The sequence below is a fragment of the Flavobacterium sp. PLA-DH12 genome (assembly GCF_059511845.1).
On record NZ_JCAMPD010000003.1, the window covers coordinates 491,913 to 513,737 of the forward strand.

Annotated in this window: 30 protein-coding genes; 4 read left to right on the top strand and 26 right to left on the bottom strand. The window is 32.7% G+C overall.

What is annotated here, in order from left to right; translation table 11 throughout:
- Nucleotides 1-63 precede the first annotated feature (63 nt).
- Nucleotides 64-1,491 carry an L-serine ammonia-lyase gene (locus tag AC5ZCW_RS08325; protein WP_496119047.1) on the bottom strand — a complete coding sequence of 476 codons (1,428 nt, stop codon included), beginning with the start codon at nt 1,489-1,491 and terminating at the stop codon, nt 64-66.
- Nucleotides 1,492-1,788: 297 nt separating this feature from the next.
- Here AC5ZCW_RS08325 and AC5ZCW_RS08330 point away from each other — a divergent pair, with 297 nt between their 5' ends.
- From AC5ZCW_RS08330 to AC5ZCW_RS08345, 4 genes are read left to right on the top strand one after another with little or no spacing between them, the layout of a single operon-like run.
- Nucleotides 1,789-3,936: a cation:proton antiporter gene (locus AC5ZCW_RS08330; RefSeq protein WP_281633343.1), complete on the top strand. Its 2,148-nt coding sequence runs from the start codon at nt 1,789-1,791 to the stop codon at nt 3,934-3,936.
- Between the two features lie 11 nt (nt 3,937-3,947).
- Nucleotides 3,948-4,406, top strand: coding sequence for a hypothetical protein (locus AC5ZCW_RS08335; RefSeq protein ID WP_343541715.1), 459 nt, complete (start codon nt 3,948-3,950; stop codon nt 4,404-4,406).
- Nucleotides 4,407-4,453: 47 nt separating this feature from the next.
- Nucleotides 4,454-5,329: a hypothetical protein gene (locus AC5ZCW_RS08340; RefSeq protein WP_496119050.1), complete on the top strand. Its 876-nt coding sequence runs from the start codon at nt 4,454-4,456 to the stop codon at nt 5,327-5,329.
- Nucleotides 5,330-5,384: 55 nt separating this feature from the next.
- On the top strand, nt 5,385-5,744 hold the full coding sequence (locus AC5ZCW_RS08345; RefSeq protein WP_496119052.1) for a VOC family protein: 360 nt from the start codon (nt 5,385-5,387) through the stop codon (nt 5,742-5,744).
- Between the two features lie 81 nt (nt 5,745-5,825).
- On the opposite strand, the gene AC5ZCW_RS08350 is transcribed toward AC5ZCW_RS08345, so the two are convergent.
- The 25 genes from AC5ZCW_RS08350 to AC5ZCW_RS08470 form a co-directional block, all read right to left on the bottom strand.
- Nucleotides 5,826-6,509 carry a 2'-5' RNA ligase family protein gene (locus AC5ZCW_RS08350; RefSeq protein ID WP_496119054.1) on the bottom strand — a complete coding sequence of 228 codons (684 nt, stop codon included), beginning with the start codon at nt 6,507-6,509 and terminating at the stop codon, nt 5,826-5,828.
- Between the two features lie 9 nt (nt 6,510-6,518).
- Nucleotides 6,519-7,418, bottom strand: a complete 900-nt coding sequence (locus AC5ZCW_RS08355) for a TlpA family protein disulfide reductase (RefSeq protein ID WP_496119056.1) — start codon at nt 7,416-7,418, stop codon at nt 6,519-6,521.
- Nucleotides 7,419-7,459: 41 nt separating this feature from the next.
- The gene (locus AC5ZCW_RS08360; RefSeq protein WP_343541721.1) at nt 7,460-7,828 is read right to left on the bottom strand and encodes an iron chaperone; all 369 of its coding nucleotides are present in this window, start codon (nt 7,826-7,828) and stop codon (nt 7,460-7,462) included.
- A gap of 202 nt (nt 7,829-8,030) precedes the next feature.
- A complete protein-coding gene (locus AC5ZCW_RS08365) occupies nt 8,031-8,498 on the bottom strand; it encodes an SRPBCC family protein (RefSeq protein ID WP_343541722.1) in 468 nt (155 codons plus the stop codon).
- 111 nt (nt 8,499-8,609) lie between these two features.
- Nucleotides 8,610-9,191, bottom strand: a complete 582-nt coding sequence (locus AC5ZCW_RS08370) for an LOG family protein (RefSeq protein WP_496119058.1) — start codon at nt 9,189-9,191, stop codon at nt 8,610-8,612.
- Nucleotides 9,192-9,251: 60 nt separating this feature from the next.
- Entirely contained in the window at nt 9,252-9,776 is a 525-nt protein-coding gene (locus AC5ZCW_RS08375; RefSeq protein WP_496119060.1) for a GNAT family N-acetyltransferase, read from the bottom strand.
- Between the two features lie 31 nt (nt 9,777-9,807).
- Nucleotides 9,808-10,956 (bottom strand): lactonase family protein, encoded by a 1,149-nt coding sequence (locus AC5ZCW_RS08380; RefSeq protein WP_496119062.1) that lies wholly within the window; start codon nt 10,954-10,956, stop codon nt 9,808-9,810.
- 56 nt (nt 10,957-11,012) lie between these two features.
- Nucleotides 11,013-11,510 carry a hypothetical protein gene (locus tag AC5ZCW_RS08385; RefSeq protein WP_496119064.1) on the bottom strand — a complete coding sequence of 166 codons (498 nt, stop codon included), beginning with the start codon at nt 11,508-11,510 and terminating at the stop codon, nt 11,013-11,015.
- 80 nt (nt 11,511-11,590) lie between these two features.
- Nucleotides 11,591-12,694: an MBL fold metallo-hydrolase gene (locus AC5ZCW_RS08390; protein WP_496119066.1), complete on the bottom strand. Its 1,104-nt coding sequence runs from the start codon at nt 12,692-12,694 to the stop codon at nt 11,591-11,593.
- Nucleotides 12,691-13,116 (bottom strand): DUF1801 domain-containing protein, encoded by a 426-nt coding sequence (locus AC5ZCW_RS08395; RefSeq protein WP_496119067.1) that lies wholly within the window; start codon nt 13,114-13,116, stop codon nt 12,691-12,693. The genes AC5ZCW_RS08390 and AC5ZCW_RS08395 overlap by 4 nt, the downstream gene beginning before the upstream one ends.
- A gap of 6 nt (nt 13,117-13,122) precedes the next feature.
- Complete coding sequence (locus AC5ZCW_RS08400) at nt 13,123-14,163, bottom strand: serine hydrolase domain-containing protein (protein ID WP_496119069.1); 1,041 nt, start codon at nt 14,161-14,163, stop codon at nt 13,123-13,125.
- A 115-nt stretch (nt 14,164-14,278) separates the two neighbouring features.
- Nucleotides 14,279-14,647 (bottom strand): nuclear transport factor 2 family protein, encoded by a 369-nt coding sequence (locus AC5ZCW_RS08405; RefSeq protein ID WP_496119071.1) that lies wholly within the window; start codon nt 14,645-14,647, stop codon nt 14,279-14,281.
- 79 nt (nt 14,648-14,726) lie between these two features.
- Complete coding sequence (locus AC5ZCW_RS08410; protein ID WP_281633328.1) at nt 14,727-14,939, bottom strand: ArsR family transcriptional regulator; 213 nt, start codon at nt 14,937-14,939, stop codon at nt 14,727-14,729.
- Nucleotides 14,940-14,945: 6 nt separating this feature from the next.
- Entirely contained in the window at nt 14,946-15,362 is a 417-nt protein-coding gene (locus tag AC5ZCW_RS08415; RefSeq protein WP_496119073.1) for a hypothetical protein, read from the bottom strand.
- 36 nt (nt 15,363-15,398) lie between these two features.
- Nucleotides 15,399-15,887 carry an SRPBCC family protein gene (locus tag AC5ZCW_RS08420; RefSeq protein ID WP_496119075.1) on the bottom strand — a complete coding sequence of 163 codons (489 nt, stop codon included), beginning with the start codon at nt 15,885-15,887 and terminating at the stop codon, nt 15,399-15,401.
- Between the two features lie 102 nt (nt 15,888-15,989).
- A complete protein-coding gene (locus AC5ZCW_RS08425) occupies nt 15,990-16,433 on the bottom strand; it encodes a hypothetical protein (RefSeq protein ID WP_496119077.1) in 444 nt (147 codons plus the stop codon).
- A gap of 25 nt (nt 16,434-16,458) precedes the next feature.
- Entirely contained in the window at nt 16,459-17,052 is a 594-nt protein-coding gene (locus AC5ZCW_RS08430; protein ID WP_496119079.1) for an NAD(P)H-dependent oxidoreductase, read from the bottom strand.
- 79 nt (nt 17,053-17,131) lie between these two features.
- Nucleotides 17,132-17,338: a helix-turn-helix domain-containing protein gene (locus AC5ZCW_RS08435; RefSeq protein ID WP_008468622.1), complete on the bottom strand. Its 207-nt coding sequence runs from the start codon at nt 17,336-17,338 to the stop codon at nt 17,132-17,134.
- A 10-nt stretch (nt 17,339-17,348) separates the two neighbouring features.
- Nucleotides 17,349-17,891, bottom strand: a complete 543-nt coding sequence (locus tag AC5ZCW_RS08440; RefSeq protein ID WP_496119081.1) for a hypothetical protein — start codon at nt 17,889-17,891, stop codon at nt 17,349-17,351.
- Nucleotides 17,892-18,027: 136 nt separating this feature from the next.
- A complete protein-coding gene (locus AC5ZCW_RS08445; RefSeq protein ID WP_496119083.1) occupies nt 18,028-18,708 on the bottom strand; it encodes a DUF4919 domain-containing protein in 681 nt (226 codons plus the stop codon).
- A 107-nt stretch (nt 18,709-18,815) separates the two neighbouring features.
- On the bottom strand, nt 18,816-19,196 hold the full coding sequence (locus tag AC5ZCW_RS08450; protein ID WP_496119085.1) for a YdeI/OmpD-associated family protein: 381 nt from the start codon (nt 19,194-19,196) through the stop codon (nt 18,816-18,818).
- Between the two features lie 105 nt (nt 19,197-19,301).
- Nucleotides 19,302-19,688: a DUF1801 domain-containing protein gene (locus AC5ZCW_RS08455; protein WP_343541744.1), complete on the bottom strand. Its 387-nt coding sequence runs from the start codon at nt 19,686-19,688 to the stop codon at nt 19,302-19,304.
- A 16-nt stretch (nt 19,689-19,704) separates the two neighbouring features.
- Entirely contained in the window at nt 19,705-20,139 is a 435-nt protein-coding gene (locus AC5ZCW_RS08460; RefSeq protein WP_496119087.1) for a GNAT family N-acetyltransferase, read from the bottom strand.
- An 87-nt stretch (nt 20,140-20,226) separates the two neighbouring features.
- Nucleotides 20,227-20,733: a TPM domain-containing protein gene (locus AC5ZCW_RS08465; RefSeq protein ID WP_343541749.1), complete on the bottom strand. Its 507-nt coding sequence runs from the start codon at nt 20,731-20,733 to the stop codon at nt 20,227-20,229.
- 156 nt (nt 20,734-20,889) lie between these two features.
- On the bottom strand, nt 20,890-21,639 hold the full coding sequence (locus tag AC5ZCW_RS08470) for a DUF2314 domain-containing protein (protein ID WP_496119089.1): 750 nt from the start codon (nt 21,637-21,639) through the stop codon (nt 20,890-20,892).
- Nucleotides 21,640-21,825 lie beyond the last annotated feature (186 nt).

Sequence of the window (21,825 nt, forward strand, 5' to 3'; positions counted from 1 at the left end):
TCACGAATTACTTTTGTATTTAAATTAGTGTTAATTCGAGGAATTCGTGGCAAACTTTAAATTTTAGCAATCAGCCATATTTACAGCGATTGCAAGACCTCCTTCAGAAGTTTCTTTGTATTTTGAATTCATATCTTTTGCCGTTTCCCACATTGTGTTGATCACTTTGTCTAAAGGAACTTTAGCATTTTTAGAATCAGTTTCTAAAGCTAATTCAGCAGCATTTATCGCTTTAATTGCACCCATTGTATTTCTTTCGATACAAGGAATCTGCACCAAACCGCCAATAGGATCGCATGTTAAACCTAAATGATGTTCCATTGCGATTTCAGCAGCCATTAAAACCTGAGCAGGAGTTCCACCCATTAATTCGCAAAGCGCCGCCGCCGCCATAGAAGACGAAACGCCAATTTCGGCCTGACATCCGCCCATTGCAGCAGAAATAGTGGATCCTTTTTTGAAGATACTTCCAATTTCGCCTGCAACCATCAAAAATTGTTTGATTTCTTTTTCACCTGCATTATGGTTTTCAATTACCATATAATACATTAAAACGGCTGGAATTACACCCGAACTTCCGTTGGTTGGAGCAGTAACCACACGCCCTAAAGATGCATTTACTTCATTCACGGCAAGTGCAAAACAGCTTACCCATTTTAAGATTTGACGGAATTTAACTTCAGTCTTTCTAATTTCTTCTAGCCAACTTTGCGGGTCAGTATAATTGGATAATCCGATTAGATTTTGGTGCATGTCAAAAGCTCTTCTGCGTACATGAAGCCCGCCAGGAAGAATACCTTCAGAATGGCATCCAATGTACATACATTCCAGCATAGTGTTCCAGATGCGCATTAATTCGGAATGCACTTCGGCTTCTGGACGCATCGAAATTTCATTTTCATATACAATTTCAGAAATCGATTTGTTTTCCGTAATCGTATAATTCAATAATTCTGCTGCGTTTTGAATTGGGTAAGGAAAGGCGCATTTTATTGCTTTTTTTTCTTTAGCATTTGTACGTTCTTCTTTTACGACAAATCCGCCACCAATAGAATAAAAAGTAGATTCGTATTCTGAATCATCAGACTTGTAAGCCGTAAATTTTAAGCCGTTTGCATGAAACGGAAGAAAGTCTTTGTTGAAAACAATGTCTTGAAGAAAAAAGAACGGAATCACTTTTTGGTTGCCCAAATTGATTTCGTTTGTGGTTTCGATTTTTTTAATAATTCCTGCGATATCTTCAACAGGAATATATTCAGGATCTTGTCCGCTCAATCCGAGCATAACGGCAAGATCTGTTGCGTGGCCTTTTCCAGTTAAAGAAAGTGAGCCATATAAGTCGACTTTTACTCTTGTAATATCGTCTAAAATTGCTTCGTCTTTGAGCTCTTCCAAAAAACGTTCGGCAGCACGCCAAGGACCTAAAGTATGTGAGCTTGAAGGGCCAACGCCAATTTTAAGCATATCAAAAACAGAGATACATTCTTCCATTGTTTAGTTTTTGTTAAGACAAAGATAATCGAATAATGCAACGATAATTTATTTTTTAATGTTAATATTGCGTATTTGTTAAAAATTATATTAAAATTTAATAATTCGGCAACGAAATAAATTTAAAACCTTAATATGCGGTTTCCGTTAAAAGTTAGTGTTTTTTCGGTATTTTTGTAAAAGAACGAGTTGCATTTAATGTTTCGCTCTTTAATTATTAATACTTCATGGATTTTGTTTGAATTCTGAAAATGTCTTTTTACAAATATGAATACCACAAGAAGATAAAGTTACCATATGATAGAATTTTTCAGACATCTATTACAAGAATTCGAATTACCTTTAAGCAACCCTGTATTGATTTTTTCGTTAATACTTTTTATAATTCTGCTTTGTCCAATTTTACTTAAAAAGATTAACATTCCCGGAATTATCGGACTTATTATTTCAGGGGTTATTATCGGTCCGCATGGTTTAAATATCTTGGCAAAAAACTCTGCGGTTGATCTCTTTTCGACTATTGGACTTTTATACATTATGTTTATTGCTGGACTAGAATTGGATATGAATGAGTTTAAAGCCAATCGAAATAAGAGTTTGCTCTTTGGTTTTTTTACGTTTATTCTACCACTTTCCATCGGATTTCCAGTTTGTTTTTATTTGCTTCAATATGATTTTAATGCCAGTTTCTTAACAGCAAGTATGTTTGCAACCCACACATTGGTTGCTTATCCGATTGTGAGTAAATTGGGAATTGCCAAAAATCAGGCGGTTGCCATAACAGTTGGCGGTACTATTCTGACCGATACAGCAGTTTTGATTATTCTGGCCGTCATTATGGGAAGCGCTCAGGGGAATTTAAATCAGGCATTTTGGATTAAACTAACAATTTCCTTAGCGATTTTCTCAGCTATTATGTTTGTGGTTATTCCGCGTATTGCAAAATGGTTTTTTAAAAAATTAGAAAGTGAGAAACACGCCCATTATATATTTGTACTTTCAGTTGTTTTCTTCGCAGCCTTTTTGGCCGAAGTGGCAGGAGTAGAGCCAATTATTGGAGCTTTCGTAGCAGGTCTGGCTTTAAATCCGTTAATTCCGCATTCATCTGCTCTGATGAATAGAATTGAATTTATGGGAAATTCGTTATTTATCCCGTTTTTCTTGATTTCTGTTGGAATGTTAGTAGATGTCAGCGTTATTTTGAGTGGACCTACAGCTTTGATTGTGGCAGGAACTTTAAGTGTTGTGGCGATATTTGGAAAATGGATCGCTGCATTTTTTACTCAAATTGTTTTTAAATACACCAAAACCGAAAGACAGCTTATTTTCGGATTGAGCAGTGCGCACGCTGCTGCTACTTTAGCTGTTATTTTGGTAGGTTTTAAAGCCAAAATTTTAGATGAAAATATCTTAAACGGAACCATTATCCTGATTCTGATTACATGTATTGTGGCCTCATTTGCAACTGAAAAAGCGGCTAAGAAAATTGCAATCTGCGAAGAAGAGTTTTCGCATGAAGATACTGGAAGAGATCAGATTTTAGACGAACACATTCTGATTCCGCTGGCCAAAACTTCTGCAGCGGCAAGTTTACTGGATTTTGCCCTTTTGATAAAAGATAAAAAATCATCTAACCCGATTACGTTATTGACCATTGTTCCCAATAATAATCAGGCAGAAAAGAACATTTTAAAATACAGAAAAGCGGCCGATAAATTTGTTATTCAAGGCTCAGCTTCAGAAGTTAAGATCAATACTATTGCCAGAATTGATCACAATCCGGCAAGTGGAATTGCGAGAACTTCTAAAGAAATCATGTCTGATATTGTGATTGTAGGCTGGCCAAGAAAAACTGGTTTTATTGATAAAATATTTGGAGAAAATGTCGATTCAATAATTAATAATGTTGATAAAAGTTTGTTTATCTGTAGATTCCAAAAGAATTTTATAGAAGAAAAAAGATTGGTTTTTGTCTGCCCGCCATTTACTGAAAGAGGCGTTGGTTTTCATTTGCTGCTTCAGAAAATATGTCGTTTATCACAAGAATTGAGTATTCCAATTGTGGTTTATGCTGAATACAAAACGCATGAATCCATTCAGCAGATTGCGAATAATTTGAAATTAAACGCCAAATTAGGATTTAAAAATGTTTCTGACTGGGAAGATTTTGAAAGCATTTCAGACGAAATAAAACCAACAGATTTGGTCGTATTTAATCTTTCTAGAAAAGGTTCTGTTTCATACCAATCTATTTTTGATAAACTGCCACAGAAATTCGAAAAATACTTCGATAGCAACAACGTAATACTTGTGTACCCGCAAGACGATCGCAAAGAAAGCGCAATGGATGCTTACGAAGATTTTACGGCATCGCCTCTCGCAAAAGGAATTGAGGCAATAGAACAGATTGGTCGAGGTATTGGAAGTATTTTGAAAAAGAATTAAATTTCATTTTAATGAAAATCTCGAGCGTTTTATTAATTTTTGCTTTTGCACTCTTTTCTTTGAATTGTACTAACAAAGCAAAACAGGAATCAGATTTAAATTCTAAAATACCTGATATTGATAGCGTTGCAAGATTTGCAAAAAGAGAACTTCCTGAGAATTTTGATGAGTTCAATAAAAAATTCCACTCAGATTCAATTTTTCAGGTTTCTAGAGTTGATTTCCCTATTGAAGGAAAGCATATCACTGGTTTTGAGCAGAGCAATTGGACGCGAAAAAACTGGCAGTTTCAAGTAATTCCGGTTGCTGAAAAAACTGAAATAGGAGAGTATCAACATTCAATAATAAAAACGGATACATTAATTACGGAGAAATTTTGGATTGATAACAGCGGTTTTGAAGTCGAAAGACAATTTAAACTGATCAAAAATAAATGGTTTTTAATTTATTATAACGACATAAATTTGTAATCTTTCAGAAGCGAATAAGTTTTTCAATAGTATATCAGAAAAAATAAATGAGAGAAAAAATAGTATTAATTGCATTGTTGTTTTTGTCAGGTTGTGCTTTTGCACAAAGAAACTTTACTCATAAAGTTCGTTTGCCATCAGACTTTACAACACCTTCCAGCTTAAAAGATGGTAAAATAGCTACACTTACTAAAAATGATAGTGTAGAATTAATTGGGAAATGTAAAAAAGGATGTGATTTTAATATTATTAAGCTTAAGAAATATAAAGATGAATCTTTCTCAGTAACACAAGTTAGATCATTTGATAAGGAAGTTGTGCTGGAGATTTTGTTTGATAAAAATGATATTGATAATTTAACTACGAGGCAAAATTATTTGCTGAGCGATACTCTCGATACCAATAACTATAAAAATATTGATTTTGTTATTCCTGCAGGAAAGCGAATCGAGTTGCTATCTAAAGGAAGTAAATACTCGAAAATTTCTGTGTTTAAAGATAAAAACTGTTTTGTTGGATTTGTTGAAAATGAAGCAATAAAGGATGTCAAATTTAATAATAAATCTAAAATTGTTTCTGTCGATTGTAGAGATAATTCATTGGTAAGAAAAGAAATGTATGACGATTTTGTGGAAGGTACTTACAAAGCAGTTGTGCATTATGGAAATCAAGTTACACAAGAAACACAATTTGACGTAAAGTATGATCAAAATTTGCTTAAAGTTAAAGGCATAATTTTTAACGAATTTTACAATGAAAAGAAAACGGACAATTCGTCAAAATATGATTCCTTTATCTCTATTCTGATTTATGATAGAAAAGACAAAACATTAAAGTATAATGATTTTGTTTATCAATTTGGTGTCGTAAATGATAGAGAAACGAGAGATGGTTTAAAATATAATATTGTGAAAGTTAAATAAAGAATTTTATTTCTTTTTAACTTGCTGAAAATATGAATCTTAAATAAATACTGAGATGAATCACAATGCTAAGTCAATACGTCCTTTTATTGGTTCTAAAAATTTTGAAATCTCAAGAAGCTTTTATCGCGATTTAGGATTTGAGGAAATAGTTTTAGAATCTAATTTCTCAGTTTTTAAAACGGGAGAAATCGCTTTTTATCTCCAAGATTATTACGATAAAAGCTGGAACGAAAATACTATGATTTTTCTCGAAGTTGATGATGTGGATCGTTATTATAGTGAATTAGAAGCACTCAATTTAACTGAAAAATACGGTGTAAAACTAACCCCAACTCGCCATTTAGATTGGGGAAGCGAATGTTTCCTGCATGATCCTTCGGGAGTTTTATGGCATTTTGGAAAATTTAAATAAAGTTGGGATTCTGGTTTTCGCCACGAATTTTCACGAATTATTTTTTTATTCACTTCAATAAAATTAGTGGCAAGCAAAAAATCACTTCAATCCGAAATCGCCTAACACACGTGTTGTACTTTTTCGCTGATACCAGTCGTTATAAACCAATTCTAAGTTTTTAACCTCAAATTCTCCGAAATCATAATCACGAAATTTTTCTGCAATTTCCATCAGTTTTTTAGGGTCATGAAGTTTTTCCTGAAAGCGCATTATGGTAGAGTGTGCGGTAGAAATTTCATATCGGCTGTCTATCGATTGCTGTAATCCTGAATTCTTGAAATTTTCACGAAGTCTGTTTCGTAAATTATGCAGTGTCTCATCACTTGGAAAACCCTGAATCATAATTGCCGATGGAGAAGCAGTTACACCTTTATAATGAATTTTAATTTTTTCAACATCAACAAGACTTCTACAAATTACCTCAATATACTCGTTCGTTGAAATCTGATTCAAAGTAAATTTATCCGAACAAGAAATAATTGACATTACTGTAATATGAATATCTGAATCGGGATAAAAATACTGCTCACGTTCCACTTTTTTTAGTGCATTGATAAATTGCTGAATATTAGCTTTAGTTTCCTCATTTGGGCGAATAAGCAGTGTGATTCCAAAACGGGAATCTGATTCATTTTTAAGTTCAGAATCGATTGAATATTTTCCTGCCGAAATGATTTCAGAAGATGTTTTGTAAAGCTGATTGTAATGTTCGGTTAAATTCATTGATGTATATTATTCTGCTTCAAAAATCGATTTTAAAAGCTTTTGTAAATCATGTTTGTTGCTTTCTCCGCTCCCTTTCCATTTCCCAATAATAATGCCGTTTTTATCGATAAGAACTTTATGAGGAATTCCGTTAACAAAATAATCTTTATCAATAGAACTATTATTCTCTAAAATTGAAATATGTTTCCAAGACTCGATTTTATCTTTAATGATAGCCTTTTTCCAGGCATCTAAGTTTTCATCTCTAGTAATGCTTATAATTTCAAAGCCAAGCGATTTATAATTTTTGTATAATTCCTTAATATAAGGTAATTCTTCGCGGCAAGGAGCACACCAGCTAGCCCAGAAATCTATTAAAACATATTGTTTGTTTTTAAAATCAGCAAGCGAAATGGCATTGTTATTAATATCTTTCAGATTAAAATCGGGAGCTTGACTTCCAACTTTACTTTGTTTGAAATATTTTAGTTTCTCGGACATTTCCTGCCCTTTTTCTGAATTCCTTATTTCTGGAGTGAAATTTTCAAAAACTTCCACAAAAGTGTCATAAAAATTCATTCCAATAAAACGATTAACAGGAACTCGTATTAGTTGTAAAGCACGGTATGAATTAGGATGGTTTTTAGCAAAAACAAAATCAAGTTTTAATTCTTCAATATCATTTTGATCTTTTGCGTTTTCTAATTCATCTAATCGAAGCTTTAATTGATTTTTAATTATGGAGTCTTTTTCAAATTCAATTTTTAAATAAACTTCTTTTTGCAGTTTGAGGATTGAATCGCGAACTTTTTTTGTGGGTTTATGAAGTTCTAAAATTTCTTTTTCAATTGTAGTTTCGTATTGAGCAAAACTAGAATAGCTTACAAAAAAGGTAAAAAGTAAAAAAAGAAGATTTATTTTTTTCATTAAATAAGACTTTGTAAATGATAAGAAAATAGATTTTAGAATTATTTCTTTTTGGCTTTTTCAAGATTTTCTTTGACTCTAAACTTTACAATTTCAGTAATCAAATCATAAGGCATTGGATCTTTTAATGGAAATTGAACAGATCCCTTTCCTGATTTATATTTAGAAAGTTTTGCGGCAAAAGCTTCATGTCCAGAAGGTAGAGCATAAAGTCCGATATGGTTTTTGAAAGCAGCAAAATAAACGACAATACCATTTTGCTCAAAAGCTGGCATAGAATAGCTAATTTTTTCCTTTGCATCGGGCGCTGCTTGCTGAATCGTTGCTCTGACATTTTCTAAAACTTCCTGAACGTCATTAGGAAATCCGCCAATGTATTCGTCTATGTTCTCTGGCTTTTTAACTTCCATTTTTTTTTGTTTTTTAATTGTTTCAAGTTCCCCTTCTTTACAGTTAAATTTTACCGCAAAGTGCGCTAAGTTTTTTTTAATACGAAGACTAAGCAAAATCTATATTTTAAGTTCGCAAAGCTTTGTGTAGAAAATGCTTTGTGAACTTTTCATTTTAATGACTCTCAAAAAACTTTGCGCCCTTTGCCGTTAAATTATACCATTAAGCAAGACCTTTCGGAAAACGATCCAAAACCAAATTCAATTGTAAACTATGCTCTAAATAAGCTTTTGCACCCGCTAAAACCAAAGTAAAACCTTCAGTTGAATTGCGAACCTGATCAATTATTTTGTCTGAATCTCCATGAAAACCAGAATTGGTAATACTTACAAAAGTTTCATTTTCGTTTAAAGGACTAAAAACCCATTCTACCAAAGTGATTTCATCTGGATTTCCCCATTCAATGACAATCTTTTTATTTTCCTGTAAAACAAGTGTGGTAACCGAAAGCGAAAAACCATACATTTCCCAAGTCCATTCGGTTTTTTGATTTTCTTCTAATTTTCCGGATCCTTTTGTAAACCAAAATTTACTCGTAATCTGCGGATCAATAAAAGCCTGAAAAACTTCTGAAACAGGTTTTCGAATCAGCATTTCGGCTCTTGCGAATTTGTTATTTTCTGTTTTCATTTCTTTTGAAGTTAGATGTTGTTTGTTAGAAGCGAGATGGATTTGTAAATATAACTCTAAATTTTGTAGTTTTTATTCTGAACAGGCAACTCTTAACTCATAATTCACAATTTATAACTTTTTCTTATCGATCCATTTTCCAACAGTTGGCGCAACATAATTCTTCATTTGCTCCAGCAAATCGTCAATATTTTCACTAACTAAAAGCATTTCTCGATTGACTTCTTTGAGTAATCCTTTTTCTGTCATGGTTTGCAATAAATTTATTAGCGAATCGTAGAAACCGTTTACGTTTAAAATAGCAATCGGTTTTTTATGTAATCCTAATTGTGCCCAAGTTAACATTTCGAAAAGCTCTTCAAGTGTTCCAAAACCTCCAGGAAGAGCAATTACGCCATCGCATAAATCATTCATTTTGGTTTTTCTTTCATGCATGCTTTCTACCAAAATTAATTCGGTTAAACGCAAATGAGCAATTTCTTTAGATCTTAAAAAGTTTGGAAGTACGCCAATTACTTTTCCGCCTGCATTTAAAGCTCCATCTGCAACTGCGCCCATCAAGCCTACATTTGCACCGCCGTAAACTAATTCTATATTTTGTTCGGCCAAAGTTTTCCCTAAAGCTGAGGCTTGTTCTTCGAAAATTTTTTCAGTGCCGAAACTAGAGGCGCAGAAAACAGTTATTCTTTTCATTCTTTTTTGTAAAATGTTAGATGTGAAATGTTAGATGTGAAATGGTAAATTAGAAACATTTTACTTTTTTTTCAATTCATATTCGAAATAAGGAAAATCAGTGCCGTTAATAATAAATGTCAGTTCGTTGATTTTTTCCGCTCCTAGCTTTAAAACGGCTTTTTGAGAACGGTAATTTTCAGCTCCGATATGAAAAAGCACCGAATTAACATGCTGGAAAGCATAATCCATCATTAATTTCTTATTTGAACTATTATATGGTCCGCCCCAATATTTTCTTGTAATGAAAGTATAACCAATTCCAACATTCGATTTTTCTGGATTGTAGTCATAAAAACTTGTTGTTCCCATAACTTCATTGGTTTGTTTATCGAGAATTAAGAATGAACTTTTTGTTATTATAATGTCAAAATAAGTTTTAAAACCTTCTCTTGTATATCGGTCTTTTACAGGATTCTGTTCCCAAATTAAAGGATCGGAAGCTGCTTTAAACAATGCTTCAAAATGTTTTTCTTCTAGCGGAATTAATTTTGAAATTTCGTTTTCTAAAAAATCTGGCTGTAAATTGAAGTTTGATATTTGCATTTTTTATGGTTTTTTGATTAATGGTTTGTGGTTAAATTTTCTTAATCTTCACGCAGGAAACACTCTCCATTTTTACTTCTTTACCTACTTTCTTTAATAATCCCGTTTTCAGATTTCTTTTAAAAACGATAATATTACCCGTTAAAACATTCGAAGCAACTAGAAATTTTCCGCTTTCGTCAATAGCAAAAATACGAGGATGTTTTCCTAAAGTAGATTGATAGCCAATGTTTTTCAAAAGTCCGTTTTCATCAATAGAGAAAATTGCGATATTGTTTTCTTTGCCTCGGTTTGTGGCGTAAAGAAACTTTCCGTCGGGAGAAATATGAATATCAGAGCTTTCAAACCCTTCTTTAATTTTGTCGGGATGTGTGGCAATGCGCTGAACTTTGTTCAAAATACCATTTTCATAATTGTAAACGCTTATCTGTCCAGCCATTTCTTCAATACAATATCCCCATTTTTGATTTGGATGAAAGGTAAAATGTCTTGGCCCTGCTTCTAGATCAGTTTTTGTAAATGGATTTTGAGTTTCTATTAAAGGTTTTTTCTGATTTTCATCAAAAGCATAACAGCGAATTTTATCGGCGCCTAAATCGGGTAAGAACAAATAATCGCACTGTGGAGAAAACACTGCCGAGTGCACATGAGATTTGGTTTGTCTTTCTTTATTTACGCTTCCGTCTGTATATTGAAAATTCTGCGCAATCGAATCGATTCTACCGTTTTCTAAAATTGGATAAACCGAAACGCTTCCTTCCGTATAATTGGCATTTGCCAGCCATTTTCCGTTTTTATGCACACTGACATACACAGGATTTTCACCACCGCTTCTCTGGCTATTTAAAAAAGTCAAAGTTTTTGCTGTTGTGTTAAATTCAAAACTGCTCACGCTTCCTGCATTTGGAGTTTTAGTATCTGTGCAAGCATAAACATATTTACCGTTTGGAGAAACCGTTAAATATGATGGATTCACAATATTTTTAACCGAAGTGAATTTAGTCAGTTTTCCGCTCAAAGTATCTAATTGATAAACCTGAATTGTTTCAGCCGTTTTATCACGATTATAAGAACCCAAAAAGACGTAAGTGCTTTGAGAAAAGACACAAAACGAAACTAAAAGATTAAGCGTGAGAAATAGATTTTTTAAATTCAATTTTTTAAGGATTAAAAAGATCATAAAATTGTACTTTTTTATTCTTGTAAAGTACTGCTTTTTAATCCTTAATTTTGAACTTATTTGCAAGTTTTATCAAATTCTAAAAGAAGTTTTTTGTTAAATTTAATAGGTATCAAAGTATCTTCGGCAACATCATATTTGTATAACTCTTTTTCGGAAGGATCAAAGGTATATCTTGCAATTGTTGTAATTCGATCAGGATAAGATTCATGCAGGTTAAAATCATATGTTTTTGAAAAAGTATCTGCATCATCCTCTTTTGGATTAGGACTTCCTTCTACAATGATTCCATAAGATGTCCCTCCATTTTTCCTGATTGCTTCATTTAGTCCTTTCGTCATATCTACAAAAGTTGGAGAAGTGGTTAAAATGTCAAACACAACATCAAGACACGTTTTAGATTTTTTATTTTCTTTTAGTACCAGAGGTTGAGTAACATCTTGTTTTATTTCTTTCTTAATTTTTGCATCTGGTATTTTTGGAGTGTCTTTTTTTTGGCAGGAAACTTCAAAAATTAAGATAATTACAAATGAAAGTAATATTCTATTTTTCATTTTTTCTTTTTTCAACAAAAGTAGTATATTTCTTTCTTTTTGTTAAGCTTTCTGGACCAAATAAATATTAAAATATATTTTTATTTAATTGTTTTCCACCATTGTTGAAAAACTTGTTTGTCGTTTTTTAATTCAACAGCTTCGCCAATCATTGGAGTAATTAACGGAATCGGGTTTTCAGATAAATTATTTAATTCAGTCACTTTATTTAAAGGTTCGTCCCAAGAATGTAGCGATAAAGCAAATTTAGAAGAATGTACAGGAAATACCCTTTTAGCTTTCAGGTCCTTCATCGCTTTTATTACATCTTCTGGCATGTTATGAATATATTTCCATTTCTCATTGTATTGGCCGTTGTCAAGCAAAGCAATGTCAAACGGGCCGTACTTCTCGCCAATTGCGGCAAAATGCGAATCATACCCGCTGTCTCCACCCAAATACATTTTAAAATCGTTGGTTTCCAGAATAAAAGAAGTCCAAAGCGTGTTACATCTTTTAAAACCTCTGCCAGAAAAGTGACGGGAAGGAGCAGTATGAATGGTTAGATTTTGATCTAATTCGATTTTTGAATACCAATCTTTTTCAATAATAATTTCGGGAGAGAATCCCCAGAATTCCAAATGAGAACCTACGCCAAGAGCTGTGATTATCTTTTTGGTTTTAGGTTTTAATTTTAAAATTGTATCATAATCCAAATGATCATAATGATCGTGTGTAATCAATAAATAGTCAATTTCTGGAAGATCTTCAACTGTATAAATATCAGAACCTTTAAAGGATTTTGTTGTTCCAGGAATAGGAGAGGCGTTACCGCTGAAAACGGGATCAATCAAAAAACGTTTTCCTTCCAACTGAATAAAGTATGACGAATGCCCGAACCAAACTAAAATATCTTGATCTAAAGAAAGTTTCAGTAAATTGGTTTTTACTGACGGAATCAAATCTGTTGGGATTTTTCGATCTACTTTTTTAAAGAAAAATTCAAATAAAACTCCAGCCATACTTGCTCCTTCAGCTAAATCTGGCGTAAAACTCTGATTTTCGAATTTTCCATTTTTATATTGAGGTGAATTTTGAATCTGAATTAATCTTGCGCCCGAAGGTGCTTTTCCGAATTTTGGATGCTGCAGAAACATATAAATTGCCAAAACAATTAGGCATAAAAGAATTAGGAATGTTATCATTTATTTTGTGGATATAAATTTTGGGTATATTCAATTGAAAGTAAAATTATCTTTTTTAAGGTTTCGATATCAATATCAGCCAATTTTTTAATGTAAATACAGGCTTTTGACGAAGTATGTTTTCCAAGTTTAGATAAAAGCGCTTCCCTTTTTTCTTCTGGCAGATAGAAATAAACAGTCATTGCTGTTTTTCTAGGCGAAAACCCCGCAAGTGGCGCATCGCCTTCATGTCCGCTTTCATATTTATAATGATAACTTCCGAAACTAATAATGCTTGGCCCCCACATTTTGGGTTCAAAACCTGTTATCTCCTCAATTATTTTTAGAAGTTCAAAAGCATCGTTTCTTTTAACTTCATTTTCGACAGCGTTAATAAAATCAGTCACGCTATTTTGAGTTTCTGTGGTTTTATTTTTTGCCATTTTAACTTATTTTTTCTTTAATAAATTACTTTTTAAAAGAATGTTTTTGATTTTAAACTCAGTAGCATAAAACAAACTGGCATCTTCAGGCATCTGATTTTCCAATGCAATCAAACTTACATCACTTTGTGGGAAATACAAATTTACGCCAGAAAACCCGTCTCCCAAACCTGTATGTCCAAGATATTTAACGGACTCTTCTTCTACAATTCGAATTCCGTATCCATAAGGTTGCTTTTCTTTTCCGAAGAAATTATGCTGAGATAAAATGGTGTTTTTAGTTAATAACTGATACGATTCTGGTTTTAATATTTTTCCTTTATGAAGATTATTGTTCCAAATAGCAAGATCAGAAGCGGTTGAAATAATGCCGTCTGCACCTAAAGTTTCATCTGTGATTTGTCTTGAAGTATCAGCTTCCAGTTGATTTTTTATGTTATAATAGCCTTTTGCCAGATTTTGTTCTTTATTTTTCGAATAACAAAAAGTATGATCCATCTTTAATTTCTTAAAAAGTGATTCGGCAACTTCTGTGTAGCTTTTTTTAGAGCTAAATTCGACAATTTTTGCAACCAGATTAAAACTTAGATTTCCGTATTTAAAATCGGTTCCCGGTTTAAAAGCCAATGGTTTTTCTAAATCGATAATTCCATGAGAATGATTTAAAAGTTGATGAACCGTTACCGAATCTGCCCAAGTTTGATTTAGTTCTGGCAGGTATTTTTTGATTGGATCATTCAAATCTACTTTTCCTTTTTCTACTTCCAATAACAGTAAAACGGCAGCAATTAATTTACTATTGGACATGATTTCAAATTGGGTGTCCATTTTCATAGGTGTTCTGGTTTCGAAATTCGAAAAACCTTCTGCTTTAGAATACAATGTTTTGCCATTTTTCGCAATCAAAATCACACCATTAAATTTAGGGTGGGTGTTTTGAAGTAAACTATCAATACTTTTTTTATAATTGTCTTTTTTTTGAGCAGATGAATTGCAAGAAACAAAGATTAAAACTAATAATAAAGAGATTTTGGTGATGAAGTTCATTGGTTGTTTATTGTGAAATGTATACTGTGAAATGTGAAATGTGGAATATGAAATGCCTGAATATGTCTTAGCTGTTATTTTAAATTTTGTTTTTGAATTAACAATTCACAATTAACTAAAACATTCCGTTTTCGTTAATAGAATCTTTAGGGACAGGCTGTCCTAAATCCCAAAGCTCTACAATTTTATCGTCTTTGAATTTTAGAATATGCACTACTGCAAAACCTATATCTGATGGCGTTTGTTTGAGATGAGAATGAACAGCAACTAAGTTATCGTCTTCTAGAATATGATGAATTTTAAAAACTTTATTTGGATTTGTTCTGGCAGATTCTTCCATGGCAAGCATTAAAGTGTCTGCATCGCCTTTGAAGTAAGCATTATGGTGTTTGAAATTCTTTCCGACATATAATCGAAAACCTTCGTGAGGATGTCCTTTTGCTGCTAGTTTCAGGAAGTTTTTAGCGATTTCTTTCTTAGTCATAATTCAGGTTTTTAAAGTAAACTAAGTTATGAAATTAAGCGCTATAAATTTTGTAGAAAATAGCAGTGAATTTATAAAATTAAATGGCTTCCGATTTGATTTTGGTAAGATCGATACCCAATTTGGCAAATTCTTTTTCGCCCAATTCGGTGATGTAAAAATGCTTATCTGAAGCCTCATTTTTGGCAATCCATTTTTTGTCTGCAAATGTTTCCAAAAGAAGTTCGCCGAGTTTACCGCCAATGTGGCTGTAGCATTTTTTAGCGGGTTTTAGAGCGTTTTTGGTTTCCATTTTTCTTTAGATTTTCTTTTTTGAAGCGATTTTAGAAGCGAGATAAGCCATTGGAAGATAAGCAAAAACCAAATCGACAATGCTGAACCAGAGTGGAGAAGGGAGTGTAAATACCATTGTTATGCCACCAAACAGAAAGAAAGCTCCAATGGTAAAAGCTAGTTTCGTTTTGTGTGAGGCCGCCGCCAATGCAGTTGTAAATGCTCCAGCGAAAGTTCCGATTGCGTGGGCTAAAAAAGGAAATAAAAAATGCTTTGGCTCGAATAAGTGCATGGTTGCCTGTAAGCCTTCTGTAGTGGTAACATCGGCACCATTTGGAGGCGGAATTATAGAACCGCTTATTAAAATGATACTCATGTTGACAATACTTCCGATAACAAGACCTGCAATTACGGCCAAAGTATTTCTTAAAATAGGATTCATAATTTTCGTTTCTTTATTGTAACGAATTTATGAAATTTATTCTTTTGATGATAATGCTCTTTCGGTTTCTATTTGAGGTTTTCCGGTTGCATTTGGCTGTCCTTTTCCTGTCTCTATTAGCTTTTTCAAACTGTTCTCGATATAGTTGCTCCAACCAGCTTTGCAGACCTCAAAACATTCGTATTCTGGAACAAGTCCAACATGCGTGAAAACAAGTTTTGTTTTATCGCCTTCTTGCGAAATATCAAAAACGGCTGTTGTGTTGGTCCATTCCTTATCGTCTTTGGTAAAACTGAAGTAATTTTCTTCAATCAGCCAGACGATTTTCTGATTCGGAATGACTTCGATCAATTTTATTTTACAGCGATGAACATCTTCATAATGGTATTTAAATTCATCACCTTCGTTTGCTGTTTTGCCTTCAATTTCTTCTGACCACCAGCCTTTAACGTTTTGTATGGCTTTAAAAACTTCTTCTGGTGATTGATTGAAAAGTATTGTTGTGGTAAAATCGTGAGTATTCATAATCAATTGATTTTTTAAATTAGTAAAGTAAAATTACAATCTAAAAATCAATTGGTTAAGGTGTTTTAGAGACAAATTTAAGGGGTGTTTCGGACAGAAAAATTATGAGGCGTTTTCAGTTAAGAGAACTACACTCATAATAATTCCAAAAAATATAAGTATGCTCAACAAACCAATCATAGTTACTCGCCATCCGCCGAAAGTTTCACCGCCATTTTGAATATGTTTTTGAATGTTCTGTTCCTGGAATTTTTTCAAGAAATAAGAAGCCACAGCTGAATAAAGAACAGGGAAAAGAACGCTCGGGAAGTTATCGGGAATGATAAAAATAAGCCCAATAATTGCTATCATTGATAGTGTGGTAATAATCCATGTGTTTTTTGCTTTTTCAAAATCATTAAACGCTTTAAAATTTTCTGCAATGCAATACCCCGCAACCAGCGGACCAGCAAAAAATGTTCCTATTCGTATCGCTTTTTCTGAATATATTTTTTCGGTTGGAATTTCTTCAAAAACTGATTTTTCTAAATTATTTTCTTCTAGCATTTTTTATAAAGTAAGATTTTGTGATCTATTGTATTGCTTTAATTTTTTCTGGAATTTTATTTATCAGTTCAAAATGTTTTGCCATTACATTCTCAAGTTCTAATGTTCCACCTAGAATGATCATTTCTTTGTGTGTGAAACGCTTTCCTAAACGGTCTTCGAGCATAATTTTTTCCATGCTTTGAGTCATTTCAATTTCAAGCAAAAATTCATTCGGATGCCCTGCAGTGCAAATTACAAGTCCGTACGGAATGGTTTTCATCTTTCTTGAAGATTCATTTTGCCCGTAGGCATATCCAACTGAATACACACGATCAAACCAGCCTTTTAATTTTGCTGGACAATCACTCCACCAAACAGGATACAGGAAAATAATACAATCTGCTTTTTCTATTTTTTCCTGTTCTGCTAAAACATCTTGAGAAATTGGGAGCTGTGTTTTAGCAAAACCTTCACGCTCATATTCTGCTTCAGACATATCACTAACAAAATTAGATGCATACAAATCGGAGACTTCAATATTCCAATTTTCATTGCCTAAAACTGATTTTAATCTTTCTAAAACCTGAAAAGTATATGATTTTTTGCTGGGATGTGAGTAAACAATTAGAATGTTCATTGTTAGATTTTTTAGATTAGAAATGCTCTTAAAAACTACTTTGATTTTGTACGAAAATACAAATTAAAGCAAAACAAAATTAATCTTCAGAAAATTCTAAAATATCTCCAGGCTGACAATCCAGAACTTTGCAGATGGCTTCAAGTGTACTGAAACGGATTGCTTTTGCTTTGCCCGTTTTTAGAATGGAAAGATTGGATAATGTTAAATCTACTTTTTCTGAAAGTTCATTTAATGACATTTTTCTTTTTGCCATCATGACATCTAAATTTACTATAATGGGCATAATTTTTCGTTTAAATGGTTAGGTCAATTTCAGATTGGATTTCGATTCCTCTTTTAAAAATCTGCCCGACAACAAACATTACAATTGCCATAAAAATCCAAATGCTGTGCCCTTCAAGATTAAGTGATTCTAAAGAAGGAAGTTGGACTCCTTTAATAATTAGCCAATTGTTGAATTTGAAAGCCCAAAAAGAAAACAATCCGATCCCAAAAGCCAAATAGGAGAGATAGGATATAAAACGCCCCATTTCAGCAGTAAAAGGCTGTTCTATATTTAATTTTTTCTCGTGCAGCATTTTTACAATCAGATAAAACATAATCGCTTTTAAGATTGCCACAATACTGATAAAACATATTTCTTGAATATAAAAGCTGGGACTGTAATGGTATAGAGCAAGTAAGTTTAGAAAACGGGCATTGTAGGAATTTATCGTCATCGTGTAAACTCCATTAAAAAGATACATACCAGCTTCTACGCATAAGCCAATAAAAATAATCCATGATAAAATATTTAGGATTTTTAGAATCTGCGGTGTTCCGATTTTAATTTCCATGCTATTTAAGATTAGAAGTTATGCTGCTAAAATAATAAAAATTTATTGATAAACGATAAATAAATAGTTTTTATCAAAAAAAAATAGCTTCATCAATTTAATGATGAAGCTATTTTTGTAGGTTTAGAGATTTTGTTTATCGAAGCATTTTCTTTTCGTTTTCGAGCATTTTTTCAATGTTAAAATAAATTCCGTCTACATTATAAACGCCCTTTTCGAAACTTAGGTAATCACAATTTTCAACGAGTGATTGACCTTTCGATTCAATTTCAAAAAGATTGAGCAATATGTATTCGTGATCAACCATTAAAACATGAAAACCAGTTTCGCATTTTTTGCCATCGCCAGAAGAAAGAATCACATTCATGATGCTGTGAAATTTGAAAGAAGTAATTTTCGCAGCAGTTTCGTCGCCTTTTAAGTGATAAATATAGGCTAGGTAATTAAGCTGTCGTAAATCAAATGGAAAGTCTTTTAAAGAATTATTGGCCAGTTTTATAATTTCGTCATAATCTGAAGCTTCGAGTTTTTCTTTAGCATAAAAAGTACGAAGTTTTTCGTCATCGGGAGAAGTCCAAAAGGCGTTGTATTTGGGCTGAAAAAAGTAACCTAGATATAAATGGCGGTATTCGTCGTGGGTTAAAAGCGTATCATTTTTCACTAGCCTTTCCATCAATTTCGGATAAAAGAATTTGGAGTTTTTATCACTGATTTCTTTTTCTATTGCTTTGTAATCTGGTTTGGTAAAACCATTATCTTGAGCATTTAAATGGATTCCGAAACAAAAAAGGAGAAGAACAAAAGTTTGTTTTAGCATGATCAAGAAGGTTTTAGATTGTAGTTCTGGTCTTACTAAAATACAAATTATTTTAAAGCGAAACGTTCTTTTAAAATCCTAATTCAGCATGGCAAAATACGTTTTCATCATGTTTCATCTATTATCCATTTTCCTTTTTCTTTTGCTATATCAATTAATTTCTGACCTTGTTCTGTCATTAAATTCTGCTGAATCATGCGTTCGGCTCTTTCGATATTTGGTTTGCTCCATTTACTGGTTTTTGGATTTCGGTGAGAGAAAGTGAGGTAATAGCTTTCTGCATCTCTTTTTTTGCAGAGACTGTCAATCCAGCCAAAACAAAGCGCTTCTTCGGTTGCTTCAACTAAATTGACACTTTGCATTTTACTTTTTTTATGATACAAAATAAGCCAAACCGATTTTTCTGTCTGACTATTTTGCTGTAGCCAATTGCGCCAATCTTGTCTTGTTTGGGCATAAACGGCTAATTTTCCGTCTTTAGTTTCCATCTTTTTAATTTTACTTTATAAAGGTAAAATGACCTTATGACAACTGTATGTCAGTAATAAAATTAAAAATAAAGTTTGAAAATTAAATCTTTAAGCTATTATAATTTATTTTAACCGAAGTAATTCGCCTTTTCGTTTGACAATGTTTTTATAGTCCCATTGAATTTCCCTGCTTTTTTTGAGCCAGCGTTTTAAATCTTCTTCGTTTATTTGACTGGAGTTTATGTAACGCATTTCTGCTGCTTTAAACGAACCTTCGTTTTGCAGTTTTTCTTCATCAAAAGATTGTCCGCTCCAAAATAGTAATCTAACCGAATCTTTTAATTTGCTGTAGCCCACAATCGGATTTCCGTCTAGAAACCAAACAGGATGAGCGTGCCATATTTTGTTTTCGGCTTCGATCAAGTTTTTATTTATAATAGAATAAAGTAGATTACAGATTTCTTTGTTTTCTGCTGTCTGAGAATTGTTGTATTCCTGAACCTGATTCATAGCTAAAACATTTAGGTTATTTTACATCTTTTGTCAGCTCAAATAAAATATAAGTTCCGTTGCTTGACTGCCCTTTAGATTTTTCTCTGAATCCTTTTTTAAGATAAAATTCAGTTGCTTTTGTGTTACTCACAAGACATTTTAACGTAATTGGAAATGTTGTTTTTTGTATGGCGGCTTGTAATAATTCGGTACCAATATTTTTTCCCTGATATCTACTATCAACGTAAAGATGATGAATAAAATTGTTAGGCGTCCAGATTGAAATAAATCCGACAGGAACATTATCTATGAGGGCAGTTAGGATATATTCTCCTTGAGTCTGCTTATCGAAATCTTCTAGTTTAAATTCTGATGTGTCTTGCTCCGTAAATGTTTGCTGTCTTTCATTTAAGAAAATGGTTCTTAAACGTGGTAAATCGACCTTTCTAGATTCTTCTACAACTATCATTTCGAATTTACATTTATTGTTTATTAAGCGTAAACAAGATAAATAAAAAATCCGATTGGTTTACACAAATCGGATTTTGATTTTTTATTAGAGTTGAAGCTTTTTCATGAATTCATTTGATGCCAGCTCTAAAGCCTTATAATAGTTTCCTTTTTTAAGTTCTGGAACAGAATAAGTAGCAATTATGTTTTGGGTGTCTTCATTACTTAATTTGTATCTTATAAAATCGACACTTATTACCTGAATTTGTCTTAACGTTTTGCTTACAATTATTAAAAGAGTAGGGTCTAGTCTAGGGTCTTTTGATAGAAATTTATCGAGTTCTAATGTATATTCTTCCAGTGACTTAAATGGCGCATAAGAAGGAGTCGTGATCACAACAATTTTATAAAGATATTTTTTTTCAAAACCGTTTAGTGTGGTATTCAATGATTGAAGTTCGGCTGGTTTCAGTATTTTTTCGAAGTCGTTTACACAATCTGTAGATCCTGAAAATGAGTTTTTCAGTTGAGAGGCAAAATCGGTGTCGTTTTTTGTCTGGGCAGATATAAGAACTGAGGTTAACAGTACGAGCGTAAAGATTACTTTTTTCATTCTGTGGCATTTTAGATTTGGAGCAGCAAAAGTAGTACATTCTTTAATTTTAACAGATGAAAAATAGAATAGTTTTGGACTTGAGTTGAAAAAATATATAAGACTTTACATAAAAATAAAATCCGATTTACAGAAGCAAATCGGATTTTGAAGTTTTTACTGTAATAGGGGAAGTAAATGATCCCATTTTAATTCTTTAGCAAAATCTAAAGGAGTTTTGCCAGTTTCTGTTTTTATATTTTTGTCTGCTCCAGATTCCAGTAAGACCTCTACAGAAGTCTGATTTCCTGCAATGGCCTCTCGATGCAGAAAAGTATAGCCTAACTCGTCTTGATTGGTTACTTCCTCAGGATTGTTTTTTACAAATTCAATAAGACTTTCTCTCATGTTTTTGCTCATTGGATGTTCTATTAGATTTTCGGGTTTTTCTTTTTGCTCATTTACAACCAGAATGTCATTAAAATCACCAAAATCCAATCCCCATGCTTCGTCATGCGATTCTCTTTCTTCATCGCTCATTTCAGAACGCATTGCCTGAATTGTAAATGCTCCATAAGTTTTGCCGCCAATAGCAAATAACCAATCACTTATTTGATTAACTGGAATTGCAATTTCGTCTCCATTATTTACATTGGTCAGCTCATCGGGATCATTTACTAAAATTCCGTATATATTTTCGCCATCAAAGTTGACGTCGTTAATCCACATGTGCTCTACAATTGTTTCGTTGTCTATTTCTTGAGTAAAAGCTAGTTTTACACAAGCAACATCCAATCCTGGAACTATTCTTCTGTATTCCCAAGATAGTTCTCTCCAGAAATATTTAAAGGTTTCCTGAGCTCTTTTGTAAGCTTCAATCATTTTTTGGTTTTCTCCGTCGGCGTAGAATATTTTTGTTTCTTCCATAACAATGCTTATTTATATTGATCTGTAAAAGTAATCTTTTTATTACTTTAAGAGCGGTGTTGCATAATGAATTTTGAGATTTGTTTGAATCCTTTTTTTTGAAATCATAGTATTGTCATTTCTCTCTTCGGTCGAAAAGACAAAGCTATAGGCATAAAAAAATCCGATCTGTTTTCACAAGTCGGA